We start from the raw sequence: 16,975 nt of genomic DNA, 5'->3' as shown, positions 1-16,975 counted from the left end.
ACGTAACAATGAAAAACATCCTCAAGAATTTCGCTGCCTTCGGTATTGCTCCGCTGGTCGCGCTTGGTATCGCCCTGGGTGGTGCCTCGGCTGAGGAAGGCGGCAATGCCGCGGAGCCGGAACATTTCCCGATCCACCATCCCAAGCAGGAAAAGTGGAGCTTTGCCGGTCCGTTCGGAACCTATGACAAGGGACAGCTTCAGCGTGGCCTGAAGGTCTACAAGGAAGTTTGTTCGGCCTGTCATTCGATGAACCTGGTGGCCTTCCGCACGCTGGAAGGTCTCGGCTACTCACCGGAGCAGGTCAAGGCATTTGCCGCTGAATATGAAGTGCAGGACGGGCCGAATGCGGATGGCGAAATGTTCACCCGCAAGGCGATCCCGACTGATCACTTCCCGGCGCCATTTCCGAATGCGAACGCAGCTGCGGCCGCGAACAACGGTGCAGCTCCTCCAGACTTCTCGCTGATCGCGAAGGCTCGTGGTGTTGAACGCGGCTTCCCGACCTTCATCTTCGACATATTCACGCAATATGCCGAAGCAGGTCCGGACTACATCCATTCTCTGCTGACCGGCTATGATGAACAGCCACCAGCGGGGATGCATGTTCCGGAAGGGACGCATTTCAACCCATACTTCATCGCCGGCAAGTCGCTGGCCATGGCAAAGCCGCTGAGCGACGACCAAGTCACCTATGACGATGGTTCGCCGCAAACGGTGGATCAGTATGCACGCGACGTTTCGGCATTCCTGATGTGGGCTGCAGAGCCGCATCTGGAAGATCGCAAGCGGACCGGTTTCCGGGTCATCATATTCCTGATCCTTTTTGCCGGTCTGGTTTATGTCGCCAAGCGTTCGATCTGGTCGGATGTTAAACACTGACAATAGATCAACCTGAATTAAAAGATGGGCGCCGTGGGCGCCCATTTTTTTGTGCTGGAACTGGAAGATCAGCCTTGCCACAATTAGGCCATGCAAATGACCGTGCGTCGCCGCAATGTTCTTGGCAGAAATGGGCGGTTTCTTTTGCAATTTGCCCGTTTGAGGGTGTAAAGGTCCTTGGTCCCAACTTTGCCTTGATTAACTTGACCGGCCCGCAGGCCGCCTGAAAGGATGGAAAATGGAATCCGGATTTAAAGCCAGCTTGAAGGATGCGATCCGCACCATTCCGGACTATCCCAAGCCGGGCGTCCAATTCCGTGACGTGACGACGCTTATGGGCGACGCGCAGGCATTCCGCCGTTCCGTCGATGAGCTGGTCTATCCCTATGCAGGCAACAAGGTCGACAAGGTAGCGGGCATCGAAGCACGTGGCTTCATTCTCGGCGGCGCAATTGCACATCAGCTTTCGGCTGGTTTCGTACCGATCCGCAAGAAGGGCAAGCTGCCGCGCGATACAGTGCGCATTGCCTACAGCCTTGAATATGGCATCGATGAAATGGAAATGCATCGCGACGCGATTGAAAAGGGCGAACGGATCATTCTGGTGGACGATCTGATCGCCACGGGCGGAACGGCGGAAGCGGCAGCGAAGCTTCTGCTTCAGATGGGCGCAGAGATCGTCGCAGCCTGCTTCATCATCGACCTGCCGGATCTCGGCGGACGCAAGAAGCTGGAAGCTCTTGGCGTGCCGGTCCGCACGCTCGTGGCCTTTGAAGGCGACTGAGAATACGAAAAAGCCCGGACATTGCTCCGGGCTTTGTTATTTCAGGCATCAGCCTTGGGCGGCAGTTTCACCATCGCCGCATTGTCGAAGGAAAGCACCTCTTCGCCATTCTGGTTATGGGCGCTCGTCGTCATGGTCAGCATCGACCAGCCGGGGCGGGAGGCGAGCGGCCTTATGGCGTGGACCAGGCGCTTGTAGGTGATCGTATCTCCGGCATAGACGGGCTTTGACCATTTCAGGTTTTCAAAGCCGGGTGAGGGGCCGAATGTCGGCGGCGTCTCGCCGCGTTTCAGAGCTTCCTTCGTTGCCTTGACGATGGAAGCGACATTGAGCTTCATGAACACTGCAGTGGTGTGCCAGCCGGAAGCACAAAGTCCGCCGAAGACGCTCTTTTTTGCCGCTTCGTTGTCCAGATGGAACGGCTGCGGATCATATTTTCTGGCGAAATCGATGATTTCCTCGGCAGTAAACGTATAGCTGCCGATGACGAGGTTCTGCCCGAGATTTTCTTCCAGGAAACTCATGACGCCCCTCCTGCCGTCGCATCGTAATCGCGGCGCAGCATCATGCATGGATGCTGCATTTCGCACACGCTCTCACCACGCTGATTGAACAGTTCATGGTGGAACGTCACCAACCCGATTGCCGGGCGCGATTTGGAAATGCGTTTGTCCTTGATGGTCGTCACACCATTCAGCGTATCGCCCGCGAGTACGGGGCGTTTCCAATGCGTGAATTCGACGCCGGGACCACCCTGTGACGTTGAGTTTGTAAGATAGGCATCGCAGACCATGCGCATGATGAGGGAGGTGGTCTGCCATCCTGATGCCGCCAGCCCGCCGAGCACGCTCGCCTTGCCTGCTTCCTCATCAAGATGGAACGGCTGCGGATCGAACTCGCTGGCAAACTCGATGATTTCTTGCTTGTTGATCGTACGAGGACCGAAGGGAAGGGTCATTCCCGGCTCCATATCCTCATAAGCATATTTAGGCAGAGGCTTGCTCACCCTCGATCTCCTCCGAGTAGGCATAAAGAAAAGGCCGCCGGTTTTCGGCGGCCTGAACGTATCAGGTATTGAAGCGGAACAGCATCACATCGCCGTCATGGACGACGTATTCCTTGCCTTCGTCCCTTGCCTTGCCGGCTTCCTTCGCTCCGACTTCGCCATTGTATTTGACGTAGTCTTCATAGGCAATGGTCTGGGCACGGATAAAGCCGCGCTCGAAATCGGTATGGATGACACCGGCAGCGCCGGGAGCCTTGGTGCCGCGCCGGATTGTCCAGGCGCGGGTTTCCTTCGGCCCTGCGGTGAAATAGGTGATGAGGTCGAGAAGCTTGTAACCGGCGCGGATCAGGCGATCGAGACCCGGTTCCTCAAGGTCCATGCTTTCCAGATATTCCTTGGCTTCCTCATCGGGAAGCTGCGCAACTTCCGCTTCGATTGCAGCCGAAATGATGACCGTCTGGGCACCCTGTTCCTCGGCCATCTTGTCGACGGCAGCGCTATACTCGTTGCCCTTGGCCGCATCGCCTTCAGCGACGTTGCAGACATAAAGAACCGGCTTGGAGGTGAGAAGGTTCAGGCCCTTCAGCGTCAGCAGGTCTTCTGTGGCAATATCCTTCAGCATCAGGCGGACCGGCTGACCGTTCTGAAGCAGTTCCAGTGCTGCTTCCATCACCGGCAGAATGGTGAGGGCTTCCTTGTCCTTGCCGGTAGCGCGCTTGCGGATCTGCACGATGCGGCGCTCGATGCTTTCGAGGTCCGACAGCATCAGCTCCGTTTCAACCGTCTGGGCGTCCGATACCGGATCGATACGACCTTCGACATGGGTGATATCGTCATCCTCGAAGCAACGCAGCACATGCACGATGGCATCCACTTCGCGGATATTGGCGAGGAACTGGTTGCCGAGACCTTCACCCTTCGATGCGCCGCGCACGAGGCCGGCAATATCAACGAAGTTGATGCGGGTCGGGATGATTTCCTTCGAACCGGCAATCCGGGCGATATCGTTCTGGCGCGGATCGGGAACCGCCACTTCGCCCGTGTTCGGCTCGATGGTGCAGAACGGATAGTTTGCGGCCTGTGCGGCGGCCGTTTTGGTCAGCGCGTTGAAAAGCGTCGACTTGCCAACATTTGGCAGACCGACGATGCCGCATTTGAAACCCATGATCGTACCTATCAGACTAGAATTCTATTGTTGTGGCTATGCGTCATCGGACCGTGAAGCGTCAAGAGGCGGAGGCGTCGCGCCCTTGGGAACGGCTTACTTTTACGCATTCTCCCATGCAAAACCGCTTCGCACTTTTGCTGGAACTGTTTTAGTCCTTTTTCCCAAGCAGCTTTTTCAGCATTTCAGCCATCGGGCCGCTGGCAGGAATATTCGGCTTCTTCTGGTTCTGCCGCGCCTGGCGAATATGGCTCTGCGCCTTTGGTGGCGCCTTTTCCAGTTGTGCGGGATCGGCCTTGAAACCGCTGGGCCGTTGATTGCCGTCGCCCATGGCGAGCGCAATGCGGTTCATGAAACTGTTGTCTTCGCCCTTGGCGGCAAGCAGGCCCACATTGTCGGCAATAGCGCCCAGAAGCGTATCCAGCCATTCATTGTCGGCCTTGGCGAAATCGCCGAGGACATAGTTATGCACGAGTTCCTTCGCACCCGGATGGCCGATGCCAAGCCGCATGCGGCGATAATTCTGGCCGCCGGGGAAGGCCTGCATATGCGCGTCGATGGATTTGATGCCGTTATGGCCGCCGGAGCCGCCGCCGGTCTTGATGCGCAGCTTGCCCGGAATGAGATCGAGTTCGTCATAGATCACGACGAGATCGGCAGGTGTCAGCTTGTAGAAGCGCATGGCTTCGCCGATGGACTGACCCGAAAGGTTCATAAAAGTCTGCGGCTTGACCAGCAGCACTTTTTCGCCGTCGATCACGCCGTCGGCAATCTCGGCCTGAAACTTCTTCTGCCAGTTGGAAAAGCGATGGCGGCGGAATATTTCATCCGCCGCCATGAAACCGATATTGTGCCGGTTATGCGCATATTTGGGGCCCGGATTGCCAAGACCTGCAATGAGCAGCATGGTTCGGAGCCCCTTCTGTAGCGCTTCCCGAAAAGTGGGAACCGGTTTTCGGATAAGAAGCGCGTTAGCGCTTCTGTGCGGAAAGCGATTATTCGCCGTCCTTGGCTTCTTCTTCCGCAGCACCTTCCGAAGCAGCTTCTTCCGACTTCAGGCCGGCAGGAGCAGCAATCGTGGCGATGGTGAAGTCGCGATCCTGGATGGCAGCGGTCACGCCCTTCGGCAGCTTGATTGCCGAAATGTGGACGGAGTCGCCGATTTCGAGGCCGGTCAGGTCGAACTCGAGTGCTTCCGGAATTGCATTGGCCGGAACGATCAGTTCAACGTCGTGACGAACGATGTTGAGAACGCCGCCGCGCTTGATGCCCGGAGCTGCTTCTTCGTTCTTGAAGTGAACCGGAACATTCACATGGACGACCGACTTCGCGGAAACGCGCAGGAAGTCGACATGCTGCGGGAAGTCACGGACCGGATCCAGCTGGTAGTCCTTCGGGAGGACCTGAATCTTCTTGCCGTCTACTTCGATCGTGGCAACAGTGGTCTTAAAGCCACCGCCATGAATCTTGTAGAAGATCTCCTTGTAGGAGACGGCGATTGCGAGGGGTTCCTGCTTGTCGCCATAGATGACTGCAGGAATCTGGCCGTTGCGACGCAGTTCGCGGGAGGACCCCTTACCAACCCGGGTACGCAGATCGGCCTTGAGCACGTAAGTCTCGCTCATGGCATTTCCTTTCGATGTTACTGGAGTGTCGCTCGCTGTATAATCTGCGCATGATCTTGTCCGAAAACCGGTTTCCACTTTTCGGGATCATGCTTCAACAAACGACATGAAACAGCCCGTATTGTCTGTCACAAGGTGAAAGACCGGACCGCTCCATTCCGCGTTGCCTCCAAGGGTGTCTACGCGGATGGCGCTGGCTATAGACCATAGCGTGCGGCGGCGCAAGTTTTTTGGGCTGCGAGCAGTTCCCGTGCCCGGCATCTGTGGGCATTTCTCATAACCGGTGGCATTGGCGGCGTCAAAGATGTTAAGCGAATGCCTGATCGACCGCAGGCTTGGCCGTGCGAGTCGTTTGTTCCTGCTATGTTGAAACAAGGAGGCGAGATGCAGGTCGGTATCGACATGGGTGCAGTTGCTGGAAGCGGTTCTGCCTCGGCAGCGGCGCTTGGCGGTGGCAAGCAGGCCATGCTTGATCTTGAGGAGCTTCTCGCCACGCGTTTGCTCGTGCAGGGCAATTCCGGCTCCGGCAAATCGCATCTTTTGCGCCGCCTTCTGGAACAGAGCGCGCAATGGGTGCAGCAGTGCATCGTCGACCCTGAAGGCGATTTCGTCACGCTTGCCGATCTTTACGGCCATGTCGTTGTCGATGCCGCCCGTACCGAAGCCGAACTGACACGCATTGCCGGACGCATCCGCCAGCATCGTGTTTCGGTGGTGCTCAATCTGGAAGGTCTCGATGTCGAGCAGCAGATGCGCTCGGCTGCGGCTTTTCTTGGCGGTTTGTTCGATGCCGAGCGTGACTATTGGTATCCGATGCTGGTGGTTGTGGATGAGGCGCAGCTTTTTGCGCCTGCCGCCGCCGGTGAAGTGTCGGATGAAGCGCGCAAGCTGTCGCTCGGCGCGATGACCAATCTCATGTGTCGCGGACGAAAGCGGGGCCTTGCGGGTGTTATCGCCACGCAGCGACTGGCGAAGCTTGCCAAGAACGTTGCAGCTGAAGCTTCGAACTTCCTCATGGGGCGTACATTTCTCGATATCGATATGGCGCGCGCCGCTGATCTTCTGGGCATGGAGCGCAAGCAGGCGGAAATGTTCCGCGATCTGCAGCGCGGGCATTTCGTGGCGCTTGGCCCCGCATTGTCGCGTCGTCCATTGCCGATCAAGATCGGCAAGGTGGAGACATCGGCGCGGTCTTCATCGCCGAAACTGATGCCGCTTCCTGATGCGCCGGAAGATGCGCTCGACCTCATCTTCACGCCTGCGCCGCAGGAAATCCGTGCTGCCGTGCGCAGAGCGCCGCCGCCTCCACCGCCGCCATCGACGGCGGAGATTCTGGCGCAGGTAGCAAAGCCGAAGCCCGAAGCCGAACCGGCACAGGAACCTTTGTTCCCCGGCATGGTGGAAGCCGAACGGGATGAGCTCCTTGAAAAGGTGATGCGCGAGATCGTGGACGATCCGGAAGCGTCGTTCCGGTCCGTGGCCGTGCTTTATCAGGACTTTCTGGTGCGTTGTCGCATTCACCGCGTTCCGGGCGAGCCGCTGGCTCTCCCTGCCTTCCGCCGCAGGCTGGCAGTGGCGCAGGCCAGCATTGAAAGCGATGTGGCCAGTGGCGAAACATGGCAGCAGGCGCTGGCCCTGTCGGAAAGCCTCACCGACGATGTGCAGGGCGTGTTCCTGATCGTGGCGCAGGCGGCGGTAACCGGCGCGCCTTGTCCTTCCGATGCGGCTTTGGCGCGCGCCTATGGCACGCACTCGTTCAGCCGTGCCCGGCGTCTGCTGACCTATTTTGAAGAACGCGGGCTTCTGGTGGTCCGCAACGATTTCAAGGGAATGCGCATCGTCAATTTTCCCGATCTCGCCTGCGAAACGGCACCGGGCGACCCGAATGCGCCGGACGATCTGGCGGAAGAAGGCGCTGCGGCGGAGTAAGCTGTGAAAACTGTCATGAACCTGTAATGATCCTCGCCGACAGCTTGCGAAACGGATCATTCAGGGCAGCAGCGTGACACAGCCAATTCAGCAACCGGGTTACAAAGAACTCTTCGCGACATTCGGCAAGATCGGGCTTCTGTCCTTCGGCGGGCCGGCCGCGCAGATCGCCATGCTGCAGCGCATTCTCGTGGATGAGAAGAAATGGATGGATCAGGAGCGGCTGATCCATGCGCTCAATTTCTGCATGTTGTTGCCGGGGCCGGAAGCCATGCAGCTTGCGACCTATTCCGGTTGGGCGGTTAAGGGCTGGCGCGGCGGCCTTCTGGCAGGGCTTCTGTTCGTGCTGCCCGGCGCTGTCGTCATGCTTGTATTATCGGCGCTGTATATCTCCTTCGGGCATGTCGACATCGTGGCCGGGCTGTTGTTCGGCCTCAAGGCTGCGGTTCTCGCCGTGGTTTTTGAAGCGCTTTATCGCATGGCCAAACGGACACTGGCTTCGGGGTTTTCCTATGCGGTGGCGATTGCGGCATTCGTTGCGATAGCCTTCCTGAAACTGCCGTTTCCGCTCGTCGTTCTGCTGGCGGCTCTTGCAGGTGGCCTGCGGCATATCGTGCAGGGAAATGGTGCTGCCGCAATTATGGGAGAGGCGACGCCTGGCGCCTTGCGCGAATTCACGCAGCAAACGCTCATCTGGGGCGGGCTGTGGCTTTTGCCTTTGCTCGGGCTTTTCTTCACTTTTGGTGGCGCGCATGTTTTTGTGCAGGAAGCCGCCTTCTTTTCGAAGCTTGCTGCGGTGACATTTGGGGGCGCTTATGCAGCTCTTTCCTATACGGCGCAGCAGGCGGTCGAGCATTTCGGCTGGATGAAGCCGGGGGAAATGCTGACCGGGCTCGGTCTGGCGGAAACCACGCCGGGACCGCTGATCCTCGTGCTGGCTTTTGTCGGCTTTGTGGGGGCTGCGAACCTGTCGGGCCTGCCACCACTTCTGGGTGGCCTTTTCGGCGGACTGATCGCGCTCTGGTTTACCTTCGTGCCCTGCTTTCTATGGATATTGGCGGGCGCGCCATTCGTGGAGCGGCTGCGTCAGGTGCGCTGGCTGTCGGCCATGCTGGGCGGGATCACGGCTGCGGTCGTCGGCGTGATTGCCAATCTGGCGCTGTGGTTCTCGCTGCATGTCCTGTTTTCGCAGGTTGTCGAGAAGGCTATAGGTCCCTTCACATTGCCGCTGCCGGTCTGGAGCACAATAGACAATGCCGCCGTCCTGATTGCAGGCGCGGCGGCATTCTTGCTTGTTGTTCTGAGGCTCAACATGCCGCTCGTGCTGTTGCTGGCGGCATGTCTCGGAATTGTAATCCGGCTGGTGTTTTAGTCGAACAGGCTCGAAACGGACTCTTCCGCTGCCGTGCGGGCGATGGCCTCGCCAATCAGGTCCGAGATCGAGAGGACGCGGATATTTGGCGCATCGTTGATGGCGGTGGTCGGCTGGATGGAATCGGTAATGACCAGTTCCTTCAGCTTGGACGAGGCGATACGGGCAACCGCGCCGCCGGACAGAACGCCGTGCGTGATGTAAGCGGTGACGCTCTTGGCGCCCTTGTTCAACAGGGCCTCAGCTGCGTTGCAGAGCGTGCCGCCGGAATCGACGATGTCATCGAACAGCAGGCAGTCCTTGCCGGAAACGTCGCCGATGACGTTCATGACTTCCGATTCACCTGGACGTTCGCGGCGCTTGTCAACGATGGCGAGCTGCGCATCGATGCGCTTTGCGAGCGAACGGGCGCGAACCACGCCGCCAACGTCAGGCGAAACGACCATGCAATTGCCGGTCGCGTAATTGGCCTTCACATCGCGGGCGATGACCGGAACGGCGTAGAGGTTGTCGGTCGGGATATCGAAGAAGCCCTGAATCTGACCGGCATGAAGGTCAAGCGTCAGGACGCGGTTCGCACCGGCTTCGGTGATGAGATTGGCGACCAGCTTGGCAGAGATCGGCGTGCGCGGGCCGGGCTTGCGGTCCTGACGGGCATAGCCGAAATAGGGCAGGACGGCGGTGATGCGACGTGCCGACGAGCGGCGGAAGGCGTCGATCATGATGAGCAGTTCCATCAGGTGATCGTTTGCCGGGTAGGAAGTCGATTGCAGTACGAATACGTCTTCGCCGCGCACGTTTTCCTGAATCTCTACGAAGATTTCCTGATCGGCGAAGCGACGGACGCTGGCCTTACCGAGTGGAATGTTGAGATACTGAGCAACGGATTCGGCAAGAACCCGGTTGGAGTTGCCTGCGAAAAGTTTCATTCTTTTGCCTCTGACGCCGATGCGGTCGCGGTTTGCAGTTTGGTTCTGTCGCAACAGTCCGCCGGAACGGACTTAATCTCTTAAAAACTTTAAAGCTGCGTACGGTCTGACCGGCCAAGTACTGCAGCTAGAAAGGTTTTCTTTCGGATGTGGGGCCTATTGCAAAGAGTCATCGCCATTGCAAGGCCCTCGGGAACACAATTGCTGTAAAAAGCCCGGTTTTCCGGCTTTCCCACAGTAGGCAAAACAGATTCAGCAAAAGATTTCAGTCTTTTGCTGCCAAAGCAAGTTTCTATGCGCGATTTGCCGCAAGCCAGGTCGAATATTCCTGCATGGTCCGGTCGGCGATTGTCTGCATTGCGGAAGCCGGAACGACGCTCCATGAGTCTGCGGCAGCACCTGGAACTTTCTCCTGCCCCTGTATCCGGTGAAGGCGGTTGCCGGAAGCATCCAGAACATCCCAGACGTAAAGCACGGTGGTCTGATTATCTTCCGAAAGAACGGAGAAATATCCCTTCATGACGTAGGCAGCACTCGGGTCGTTATTGCCTGCAAGCTCAATGCCTTTCGACTTGGCATCGTCATTCATGCGATGGGTCAGCGGCGTCACCACATTGACCGGTGCGCCGACAATCGGGGCGATATGCAACTTGCCCGGCTTGAGCGCTGCACTGCGCTGCGGTGCCACTGGCGTGGTCGTCGCAGGTGCTGTGCCGGTCGTGGCAGGAGTTGTTCCCGTGGGCTGCACGGGAGCGGTGCCCGTCGCCGGGGTGCCCGGTGTCGCGGCTGGCGTAGTAGTTTGCCCGGAATTTTGCCCGGAATTTTGATTGCTACCCTGTACGTTCAGAGCGGACTCAGTGCTGTTGCAGGCGGCCAGGACGCTTGTAAGCACTCCGGCCAGCAACAACATCGTTGAAAGACGTGCCTTGTTCATGTTCGGCTTCATGCTCCTGAAGGCGCAGGTTCTCTGCGGTCGGGCATTTTCAGTTCAAAATAATCTATCGATTTTATCGACGTGCATCTTGCCCGAAAGCCGCTTTGCAGTTTCCGGGTTGCGCTTGTGGCAGTTTTATCGCCGATTGCGCCTCATTTTACAATCATATCAAGAGAATGGCGGGATAATGGCTGAGCTGCGCCATTTGTTGTGAGATATGTCTGCCCCAGCGTCATGGCGGTTTGGGTGTCGGAATCCATGATGATCATATGTGCGAAAAGCGTCATGTCCGGCTGGATGCTTTCCGGGTTTCCGGCATAGAATATCTGCGGGTCCATCCATGATGGCGTGAAACGTGCTCCCACCGAATAGCCACAGGTATTGAGGCGATGACGGGTAAGGCCGTGTGCTTCCATGGTCCGCGCATGGGCGTCAAAGACGTCGCCGAATGTCGAGGCGGGCGTCATGGCTGCTTCCACGGCCTCCAGCGCCTCGCGTGCAGCCGCATAGAGCTCCAGATGATGTGTGGTCGGCTTGCCGACGACGATCGTGCGCATCATCGGCGCGTGGTAATGCCGGAAGACGCCCGACCATTCGAGCGTGAGCTGGTCGTTCTTGTTCAGCTTGCGCCGACCGGATTTGTAGCGGCAGAGCAGGGCATCGTCGCCCGAGCCGATGATATATTCGTTGGCGGGAAAATCGCCGTCGCCGGCAAAATTGGTGCTCATCATCGCAGCCAGAATATCGGCTTCGCTCGCCCCGCCTTTGGTGAGCTTTATCGCAGCGTCGAGTATGTCGTCACTGAGTTCGGCGGCGCGTTTCGCATAGGCAATTTCCGCAGGGCTTTTGAGCAGCCGCAGGCGATCCACCATGCCGGAAGCATCGTAAAGCTTGGCAAAGCTCTGCAGCTGTTCGTCCAGCTTGCGCGCATTGGCGCCGGTAAGGCCATGTGTCTGGTACTCGATCCCGATCCGGGTGCCGAGAAGGTCGAGTTCCGTCAGGATATTGCGCAGGTCGGAAGCCGGATTGGCATTGTCGCGATCGGTCCAGACGACGACGTTCTCGATGTTCGACGTATGACGCGCCTGCCGCAAATCGGCGGAGCGTGTCATCAGCACCATCGACCCGTCGGCCTTCACGACAAGGCATTGGAAGAAGCAGAAGCCGAACGTGTCATAGCCCGTCAGCCAGTACATGCTCTCCTGCGCGAACAGCAGAAGCGCATCCAGCTTTTCCTCCTCCATCTTCAAGATCAGACGGTCGCGACGTGCTGCGAATTCTTCCGGCTCGAAGTGAAGGGCCATGCGGTTCTCCTAATCTTCTATGATGGCGATCGCTGCAATCTGACGCCCGTAGTCGGGTTCGTTGCGATGGGTGGTGCGCCGGTAGGAATAGAATTGTTCCTCATCGGCATAGGTGCACTGGCGAAGGGATTCTGCCCGCACACCAGCCTTCGTCAGCCGGTCGGTGATGAATGTCCACAGATCGAACAGTTTGTGTTCCGGCTTGTCGGAAGGCCGGAAATAGGTGGTGTAGGCAGCATCTCTGCCGATGAATTCTGCATAGAATTCCGGCCCGACTTCGTAATTTTCCGGCCCGATGGTCGGCCCGAGAACAGCAACGATGTTCTCGCGTTTCGCACCGAGGCCGATCATGGCTTCAATCGTGTTTTCAAGGACACCGCCGAAAGCGCCACGCCATCCGGCATGGGCGGAGCCGATGATTCCCGCTTCGTGATCTGCAAAAAGCACAGGCCCGCAATCGGCAGACAAAGCACCAATGGCGATGCCCGGCACATTTGTGACCATTGCGTCGGCCTTCGGGCGTGGAGCGCCGAACGGCTCGGTGACGTGGAGGACATCGGGCGAATGAACCTGATGCACGGTCATGAGATGATCGGGTGCAACGCCAAGGTTCTCGGCGACGCGGCGGCGATTCTCGGCAACTTTTTCCGGCACATCGTTTGACCCGCTTCCAACGTTCAGGCCCGTATAGATGCCATCGGAAACACCGCCCTTGCGGGTGAAAAAGCCATGCGCGATCCGCTTCCCGTTCTGTCCGACGGGCTTTTCAAGGAGAGGCGAGCGGAGTGGTTGCGGCATATCGGTCATCTTGCTGGCTTTCGTAAACGGCGGGATGGTGGGGGAGGTCCGCTGGCTTGTCAATTGAAGCTTTTTGAAGGGAAGGGCATCACTTGGTTTCGAAAGGATAGAGGCGTGTCAGCCCGTCACTCAATGCGAGAACCTTGAACAAGGTTCCCATTTGATCGGGTGCGGCCAGTCTTTCGACGTCCTGTCGGATTTTTTCCTGAAACGCTGCGTCCTTGCCCGTACCGAGCCGTCCGGCGCGATCAAGCAGGCCCATTGCGAGCAGAAATTCGCCCTGCGTCATTGTTCCGGTCTTGCAGCCGCTGGCCCGCGCGGTCTTGTCCAGAATGTCGAAATCGACATGGCTGGTGAGGTCCGCAATGCCCGGATTGGCAAATACATCGTCAAAGCCGTGTTTCAACATGGCTTGCAGCGTGTCGCCGAAACCGGCTTTCAGATGGCCATAGTCGACGTTGAGCGCTGCGCCGCGTGTGGTCGCGATACGGCTGGCAATTTCCTGCATCAAGGCCGTGCGCGCAGGGGCTGCTTCAAAGATCGCGCCTTCGGGTGCTTCCGCATGGCCTACAGGTAACAGCGCCGGATCTATACCACCCAGACCGCTGACGAAATGGAACTCATCCTTGTCATCGAGCGCAATCATCCGTTCGACAAAGCGGCCATCGACCTTGACGAACTGCCGGAACGGGATCGCATCGAACAGCTCATTGGTGACGAGGATCAGCGGCCCGTTGGCAGTATCGGCGGGAATATCGGAAAAGCGTTCGAACCAGTCGATCTTCGCGCCTGCGTCGGACAGTTTTTCCTTTTGCTTTTCGGCAAGGCGCGGGCTTGTTTCGACCATGGCGACACGCACATGGTCCAGCATTTGCGGGGCGAGCCTGCCAATAGTGCGCAGCATATCGCTCATCAGCGTGCCGCGACCGGGGCCGATTTCACAAAGCACGATATTGTCCGGTCGTCCCAGCGCGTCCCATTCGCTGACACACCAGATGCCGATCAGTTCACCGAACATCTGGCTTACTTCCGGCGCGGTGATGAAGTCACCGTCGCGTCCGAAAGGTTCACGCGTCGTATAATAGCCCGCCTCGCGGTCGCCGAGGCAGGCTGCCATGTAATCGGCAACGCTGATCGGCCCGGAGGTGGCGATCAGGCGTTTCAGCCGGTCTTTCAGCGAAAGATCAGGCATCCTTGGCTGCGGTCCGGTTTGCGCGCCACATGGCCCAAAGCCCGATCAGTACCATCGGCACCGAGAGGACCATACCCATGGTGAGCCATCCGCCGAAGAGATAGCCGAGCTGCGCATCCGGCTCGCGGAAGAATTCGACCACGATGCGGCTGAGGCCGTAGCCCGTGACGAAAGCGCCTGCAATGAAGCCGGGCTTCTTCAGTTTGCGTCCGACCCAGACGAGCAGGAACAGCACGAGGAAGAGGACTACACCCTCAAGGAACGCTTCGTAAAGCTGGCTTGGATGACGCGGCAGCGGGCCTCCATTGGGGAAGTAGACTGCCCACGGCACATCACTGACACGACCCCAGAGTTCCGAATTGATGAAATTGGCGACGCGCACGACACCAAGTCCGACCGGAACACCAGCGGCAATCGTGTCGAACATGCTCCAGACCTTGATGCCGCGCGAGCGGGCAAACAGGATCATGGCGAGCGTTGTGCCCAAAATGCCGCCGTGAAACGACATGCCGCCATCCCATACCGCCGGAATGGCAAGCGGGTTGGAGATATAATAGGAGAAATTATAGAAGAGCACGTAGCCGATGCGACCGCCGAGCACGACGCCAAGCGCTGCCCAGATGACGAAATCATCGAGGGCTTCCGGCGCCATGGGCGGCTGGTTGTTGGCCCACAGGCGGTGGCTTCGCAAGAGCTTCTTGCCGTACCACCAGGCGAACATGATGCCGACGACATAGCCGAGGCCGTACCAGTGCACTGCCAGCGGTCCGACCCGGAAAATCACCGGATCGATATTTGGGAAGGCGAGCGCCGATGCGGGCAGCAACGTCTCAATCATGAAATCACTCCGTTTTGTGACGGAACATGCTGGACCGACCCGTTATGGTCAAGCTGTTCCCGTCGGCTGCAAATCGCGTTTGCAAATCGCGTTTTCTGGGCTTCCGGTGCTGATCTACCCTTAAGGTAGCCTTAAGTACATTCGCTAGTGGCGCTTCCGGTTTCCGGTCGCCGTCATTTTCGCGTGGCCCGTGGTTTTGATTCAAGTGCGCCGAACCTGATCACTTTCTATAGCTGCGCTTGCATCGGAACTGAGACGGCCCTATTTCAAATTTATGTTTTCAACAGGTCTCACCTGGAAATAAGGAATGATTGCCATGACCAGCGGACAGAACCGGGTTCTTGATGAATTCGCCAAGCTTGTGACGGATGCGGCAGGCGCTGCCCAGGGCGTGCGCCGTGAAGTGGAAACGGCGTTGCGTTCGCAAGGAGAACGCGTGCTGAACACACTCGATGTCGTGCAGCGCGAAGACTTCGAAGCCGTTCGTGAAATGGCAATCAAGGCGCGTGCGGAAAACAGCGCGTTGCTGGCAAGAATCGAAGCTCTCGAAGCACGTCTTGCGAAATTCGAAGTTGATTCTGAAGCCAAATCGGCAAAATCAGCTTCATCTTCGGCAAAATCCAAAAATAATCCCTGAATATTTATTAACAGGCCGCAAGTGGCAAAAACCCTTGTCTTAGAGTCGGTTAAGGCAAGGGTCGCGGTCGGTCCCTCGTATATTTCCACATGCTTTCACGGCTCTTTGTTCAAAAGGGGCTGGCGTTCAGATTCAGCATCAATAGACTGAAAACACTACATGATTCGTAACGCGGTCATGTAGGCGGCGGCGAGGGGCTGAGTGTCAGGTTTCGCGTCTTTCAGGCTGCTTTCCAGTATCAGTTGCGTATGTGCGTGTGCCATTGAGGCGCCTGCATGCCGTCGTGCATGCCGGTTCCTCAACCGATCAATTCGTGCCTGTTTTCCTGCGCTTGTTCTTGCGCGGTGGCCGGCACGGGCGAGCAATGACTTGCGCGCCGGGAATTAGGAAGCATCTGGGGGCAGATGGTTCCCAGAACAGGAAACGGACATGAGCCTTCTTGAGCTTGAATTCGCACGTGAGGCACATCCGGTGGATGTGATCGAACAGGTCGCGCATTCAAACGACTGGACGTTCGAGCGGACTGGCGACGACGAAATCGCAATTTCGGTTGCGGGCAACTGGACTGACTATCACATCTCGTTTTCCTGGATGGAGGATTTCGAGGCACTGCATCTGGCCTGCGCATTCGACATCAAGGTGGCCGAGCCACGTGTGAACGAAGTGATGCGCCTGCTGTCGCTCATCAATGAAAAGCTTCTGATGGGCCATTTCGATCTCTGGCAGCAGGAAGGCGCGATCATGTATCGCCAGTCGCTGCTGCTGGCAGGTGGTGCGGAACCGACGAGTCGTCAGGTTGAAGTGCTGCTTTCGGCGGCGCTGGAAGCGTGTGAAGCCTATTTCCAGGCCTTCCAGTTTGTGGTCTGGTCGGGTGTTACGGCGCGTGAAGCGCTTGAATGCGTGGTGTTCGAGACCGTCGGTCGCGCCTGACTATAAATCAGTTGAATTTTGGCCCGGCGCTCGCGCCGGGTTTTCTGCGAGGCCGAGAGCGCGGGCCGGGGAGTGAAAAATGAGCGAAGCAACCACCATCACCTGGGCAGATTTCGAACAGGTCGATATCCGCAGCGGAACCATCGTGGAAGCTGTGCCATTTCCCGAAGCCCGCAAGCCTGCCTTTAAGCTGAAGATCGATTTCGGTGAAAAGATCGGCATCAAGAAGTCGTCAGCCCAGATCACCAGGCACTACACGCCGGAAGAGCTGGTCGGCAAACAGATCATGGCAGTCGTGAACTTCCCGCCACGACAGATCGGCCCCTTCATGTCGGAAGTGCTGACACTCGGTATGCCGGATGAAGATGGCGAAGTGGTTCTCGCTGCAATCGACAAGCCCGTGCCGAATGGTGGCAAGCTTTATTGAGAGCGGATGATTTCGCATTAAGCAAGCGCGTTTCTCCCTCATCCTGAGGAGGCTCCTGAGCTTGCGAAAGAGCGGTCTCGAAGGACGAGGGCTAGCATCGTGCGTTTTCCCTCGCCCTTCGAGATGCCGTTTTCAACGGCTCCTCAGGATGAGGGAAAAGAATAGCGTTGGAAGTATGGAACTCCGTTGTCGGATCGCTCTGCCTTGACGTGCAGCCGTGCATT

Annotated in this window: 18 protein-coding genes; 7 read left to right on the top strand and 11 right to left on the bottom strand. The window is 57.8% G+C overall.

Annotation, left to right across the window (positions count from 1 at the left end; all coding sequences use genetic code 11):
* The first annotated feature begins 8 nt into the window (after positions 1–8).
* Positions 9–881 (top strand): cytochrome c1, encoded by an 873-nt coding sequence (locus ABDF71_RS11080; protein ID WP_192799913.1) that lies wholly within the window; start codon positions 9–11, stop codon positions 879–881.
* A 238-nt stretch (positions 882–1,119) separates the two neighbouring features.
* Positions 1,120–1,665 carry an adenine phosphoribosyltransferase gene (locus tag ABDF71_RS11075; RefSeq protein ID WP_010659612.1) on the top strand — a complete coding sequence of 182 codons (546 nt, stop codon included), beginning with the start codon at positions 1,120–1,122 and terminating at the stop codon, positions 1,663–1,665.
* A gap of 41 nt (positions 1,666–1,706) precedes the next feature.
* On the opposite strand, the gene ABDF71_RS11070 is transcribed toward ABDF71_RS11075, so the two are convergent.
* From ABDF71_RS11070 to ABDF71_RS11050, 5 genes are all read right to left on the bottom strand, one after another.
* Positions 1,707–2,189, bottom strand: coding sequence for a MaoC family dehydratase (locus tag ABDF71_RS11070; protein ID WP_151663633.1), 483 nt, complete (start codon positions 2,187–2,189; stop codon positions 1,707–1,709).
* Positions 2,186–2,671 carry a MaoC family dehydratase gene (locus tag ABDF71_RS11065; RefSeq protein WP_151663634.1) on the bottom strand — a complete coding sequence of 162 codons (486 nt, stop codon included), beginning with the start codon at positions 2,669–2,671 and terminating at the stop codon, positions 2,186–2,188. The genes ABDF71_RS11070 and ABDF71_RS11065 overlap by 4 nt, the downstream gene beginning before the upstream one ends.
* 61 nt (positions 2,672–2,732) lie before the next feature.
* A complete protein-coding gene (gene ychF, locus ABDF71_RS11060; RefSeq protein ID WP_151663635.1) occupies positions 2,733–3,836 on the bottom strand; it encodes a redox-regulated ATPase YchF in 1,104 nt (367 codons plus the stop codon).
* A 151-nt stretch (positions 3,837–3,987) separates the two neighbouring features.
* Positions 3,988–4,743 (bottom strand): aminoacyl-tRNA hydrolase, encoded by a 756-nt coding sequence (pth, locus tag ABDF71_RS11055; RefSeq protein WP_010659616.1) that lies wholly within the window; start codon positions 4,741–4,743, stop codon positions 3,988–3,990.
* Positions 4,744–4,831: 88 nt separating this feature from the next.
* Positions 4,832–5,461, bottom strand: a complete 630-nt coding sequence (locus tag ABDF71_RS11050) for a 50S ribosomal protein L25/general stress protein Ctc (RefSeq protein WP_010659617.1) — start codon at positions 5,459–5,461, stop codon at positions 4,832–4,834.
* A 384-nt stretch (positions 5,462–5,845) separates the two neighbouring features.
* Between ABDF71_RS11050 and ABDF71_RS11045 the strand changes: the two genes are divergently transcribed.
* Together ABDF71_RS11045 and chrA are read left to right on the top strand one after the other, a co-directional pair.
* The gene (locus ABDF71_RS11045; protein ID WP_010659618.1) at positions 5,846–7,390 is read left to right on the top strand and encodes an ATP-binding protein; all 1,545 of its coding nucleotides are present in this window, start codon (positions 5,846–5,848) and stop codon (positions 7,388–7,390) included.
* Positions 7,391–7,463: 73 nt separating this feature from the next.
* Positions 7,464–8,762, top strand: a complete 1,299-nt coding sequence (chrA, locus tag ABDF71_RS11040) for a chromate efflux transporter (protein WP_151663636.1) — start codon at positions 7,464–7,466, stop codon at positions 8,760–8,762.
* On the opposite strand, the gene ABDF71_RS11035 is transcribed toward chrA, so the two are convergent.
* The 6 genes from ABDF71_RS11035 to lgt form a co-directional block, all read right to left on the bottom strand.
* A complete protein-coding gene (locus ABDF71_RS11035; protein WP_010659620.1) occupies positions 8,759–9,691 on the bottom strand; it encodes a ribose-phosphate pyrophosphokinase in 933 nt (310 codons plus the stop codon). The genes chrA and ABDF71_RS11035 overlap by 4 nt on opposite strands.
* A gap of 292 nt (positions 9,692–9,983) precedes the next feature.
* Positions 9,984–10,637 (bottom strand): hypothetical protein, encoded by a 654-nt coding sequence (locus ABDF71_RS11030; RefSeq protein ID WP_010659621.1) that lies wholly within the window; start codon positions 10,635–10,637, stop codon positions 9,984–9,986.
* A gap of 140 nt (positions 10,638–10,777) precedes the next feature.
* On the bottom strand, positions 10,778–11,929 hold the full coding sequence (locus tag ABDF71_RS11025; protein ID WP_125300061.1) for a M24 family metallopeptidase: 1,152 nt from the start codon (positions 11,927–11,929) through the stop codon (positions 10,778–10,780).
* 9 nt (positions 11,930–11,938) lie between these two features.
* A complete protein-coding gene (gene pgeF, locus ABDF71_RS11020) occupies positions 11,939–12,736 on the bottom strand; it encodes a peptidoglycan editing factor PgeF (protein ID WP_036563639.1) in 798 nt (265 codons plus the stop codon).
* 79 nt (positions 12,737–12,815) lie between these two features.
* Complete coding sequence (locus ABDF71_RS11015; RefSeq protein ID WP_151663637.1) at positions 12,816–13,919, bottom strand: class I SAM-dependent methyltransferase; 1,104 nt, start codon at positions 13,917–13,919, stop codon at positions 12,816–12,818.
* Entirely contained in the window at positions 13,912–14,757 is an 846-nt protein-coding gene (gene lgt, locus ABDF71_RS11010) for a prolipoprotein diacylglyceryl transferase (protein ID WP_010659625.1), read from the bottom strand. The genes ABDF71_RS11015 and lgt overlap by 8 nt, the downstream gene beginning before the upstream one ends.
* A gap of 316 nt (positions 14,758–15,073) precedes the next feature.
* Here lgt and ABDF71_RS11005 point away from each other — a divergent pair, with 316 nt between their 5' ends.
* The 3 genes from ABDF71_RS11005 to ABDF71_RS10995 all read left to right on the top strand — a co-directional run bounded on the left by ABDF71_RS11005 (position 15,074) and on the right by ABDF71_RS10995 (position 16,751).
* Entirely contained in the window at positions 15,074–15,394 is a 321-nt protein-coding gene (locus ABDF71_RS11005; RefSeq protein ID WP_151663638.1) for an accessory factor UbiK family protein, read from the top strand.
* A gap of 429 nt (positions 15,395–15,823) precedes the next feature.
* Complete coding sequence (locus ABDF71_RS11000) at positions 15,824–16,324, top strand: type III secretion system chaperone family protein (protein WP_010659627.1); 501 nt, start codon at positions 15,824–15,826, stop codon at positions 16,322–16,324.
* 79 nt (positions 16,325–16,403) lie between these two features.
* Positions 16,404–16,751, top strand: a complete 348-nt coding sequence (locus ABDF71_RS10995) for a tRNA-binding protein (RefSeq protein WP_010659628.1) — start codon at positions 16,404–16,406, stop codon at positions 16,749–16,751.
* Positions 16,752–16,975: the final 224 nt, after the last annotated feature.

The sequence above is a fragment of the Ochrobactrum sp. WV_118_8 genome (genome assembly GCF_039631535.1).
In the GTDB taxonomy this organism is placed as follows: domain Bacteria; phylum Pseudomonadota; class Alphaproteobacteria; order Rhizobiales; family Rhizobiaceae; genus Brucella; species Brucella anthropi.
Note: the sequence above shows the minus strand (reverse complement) of the source record. Positions and strands in the feature narration are given on the sequence as shown.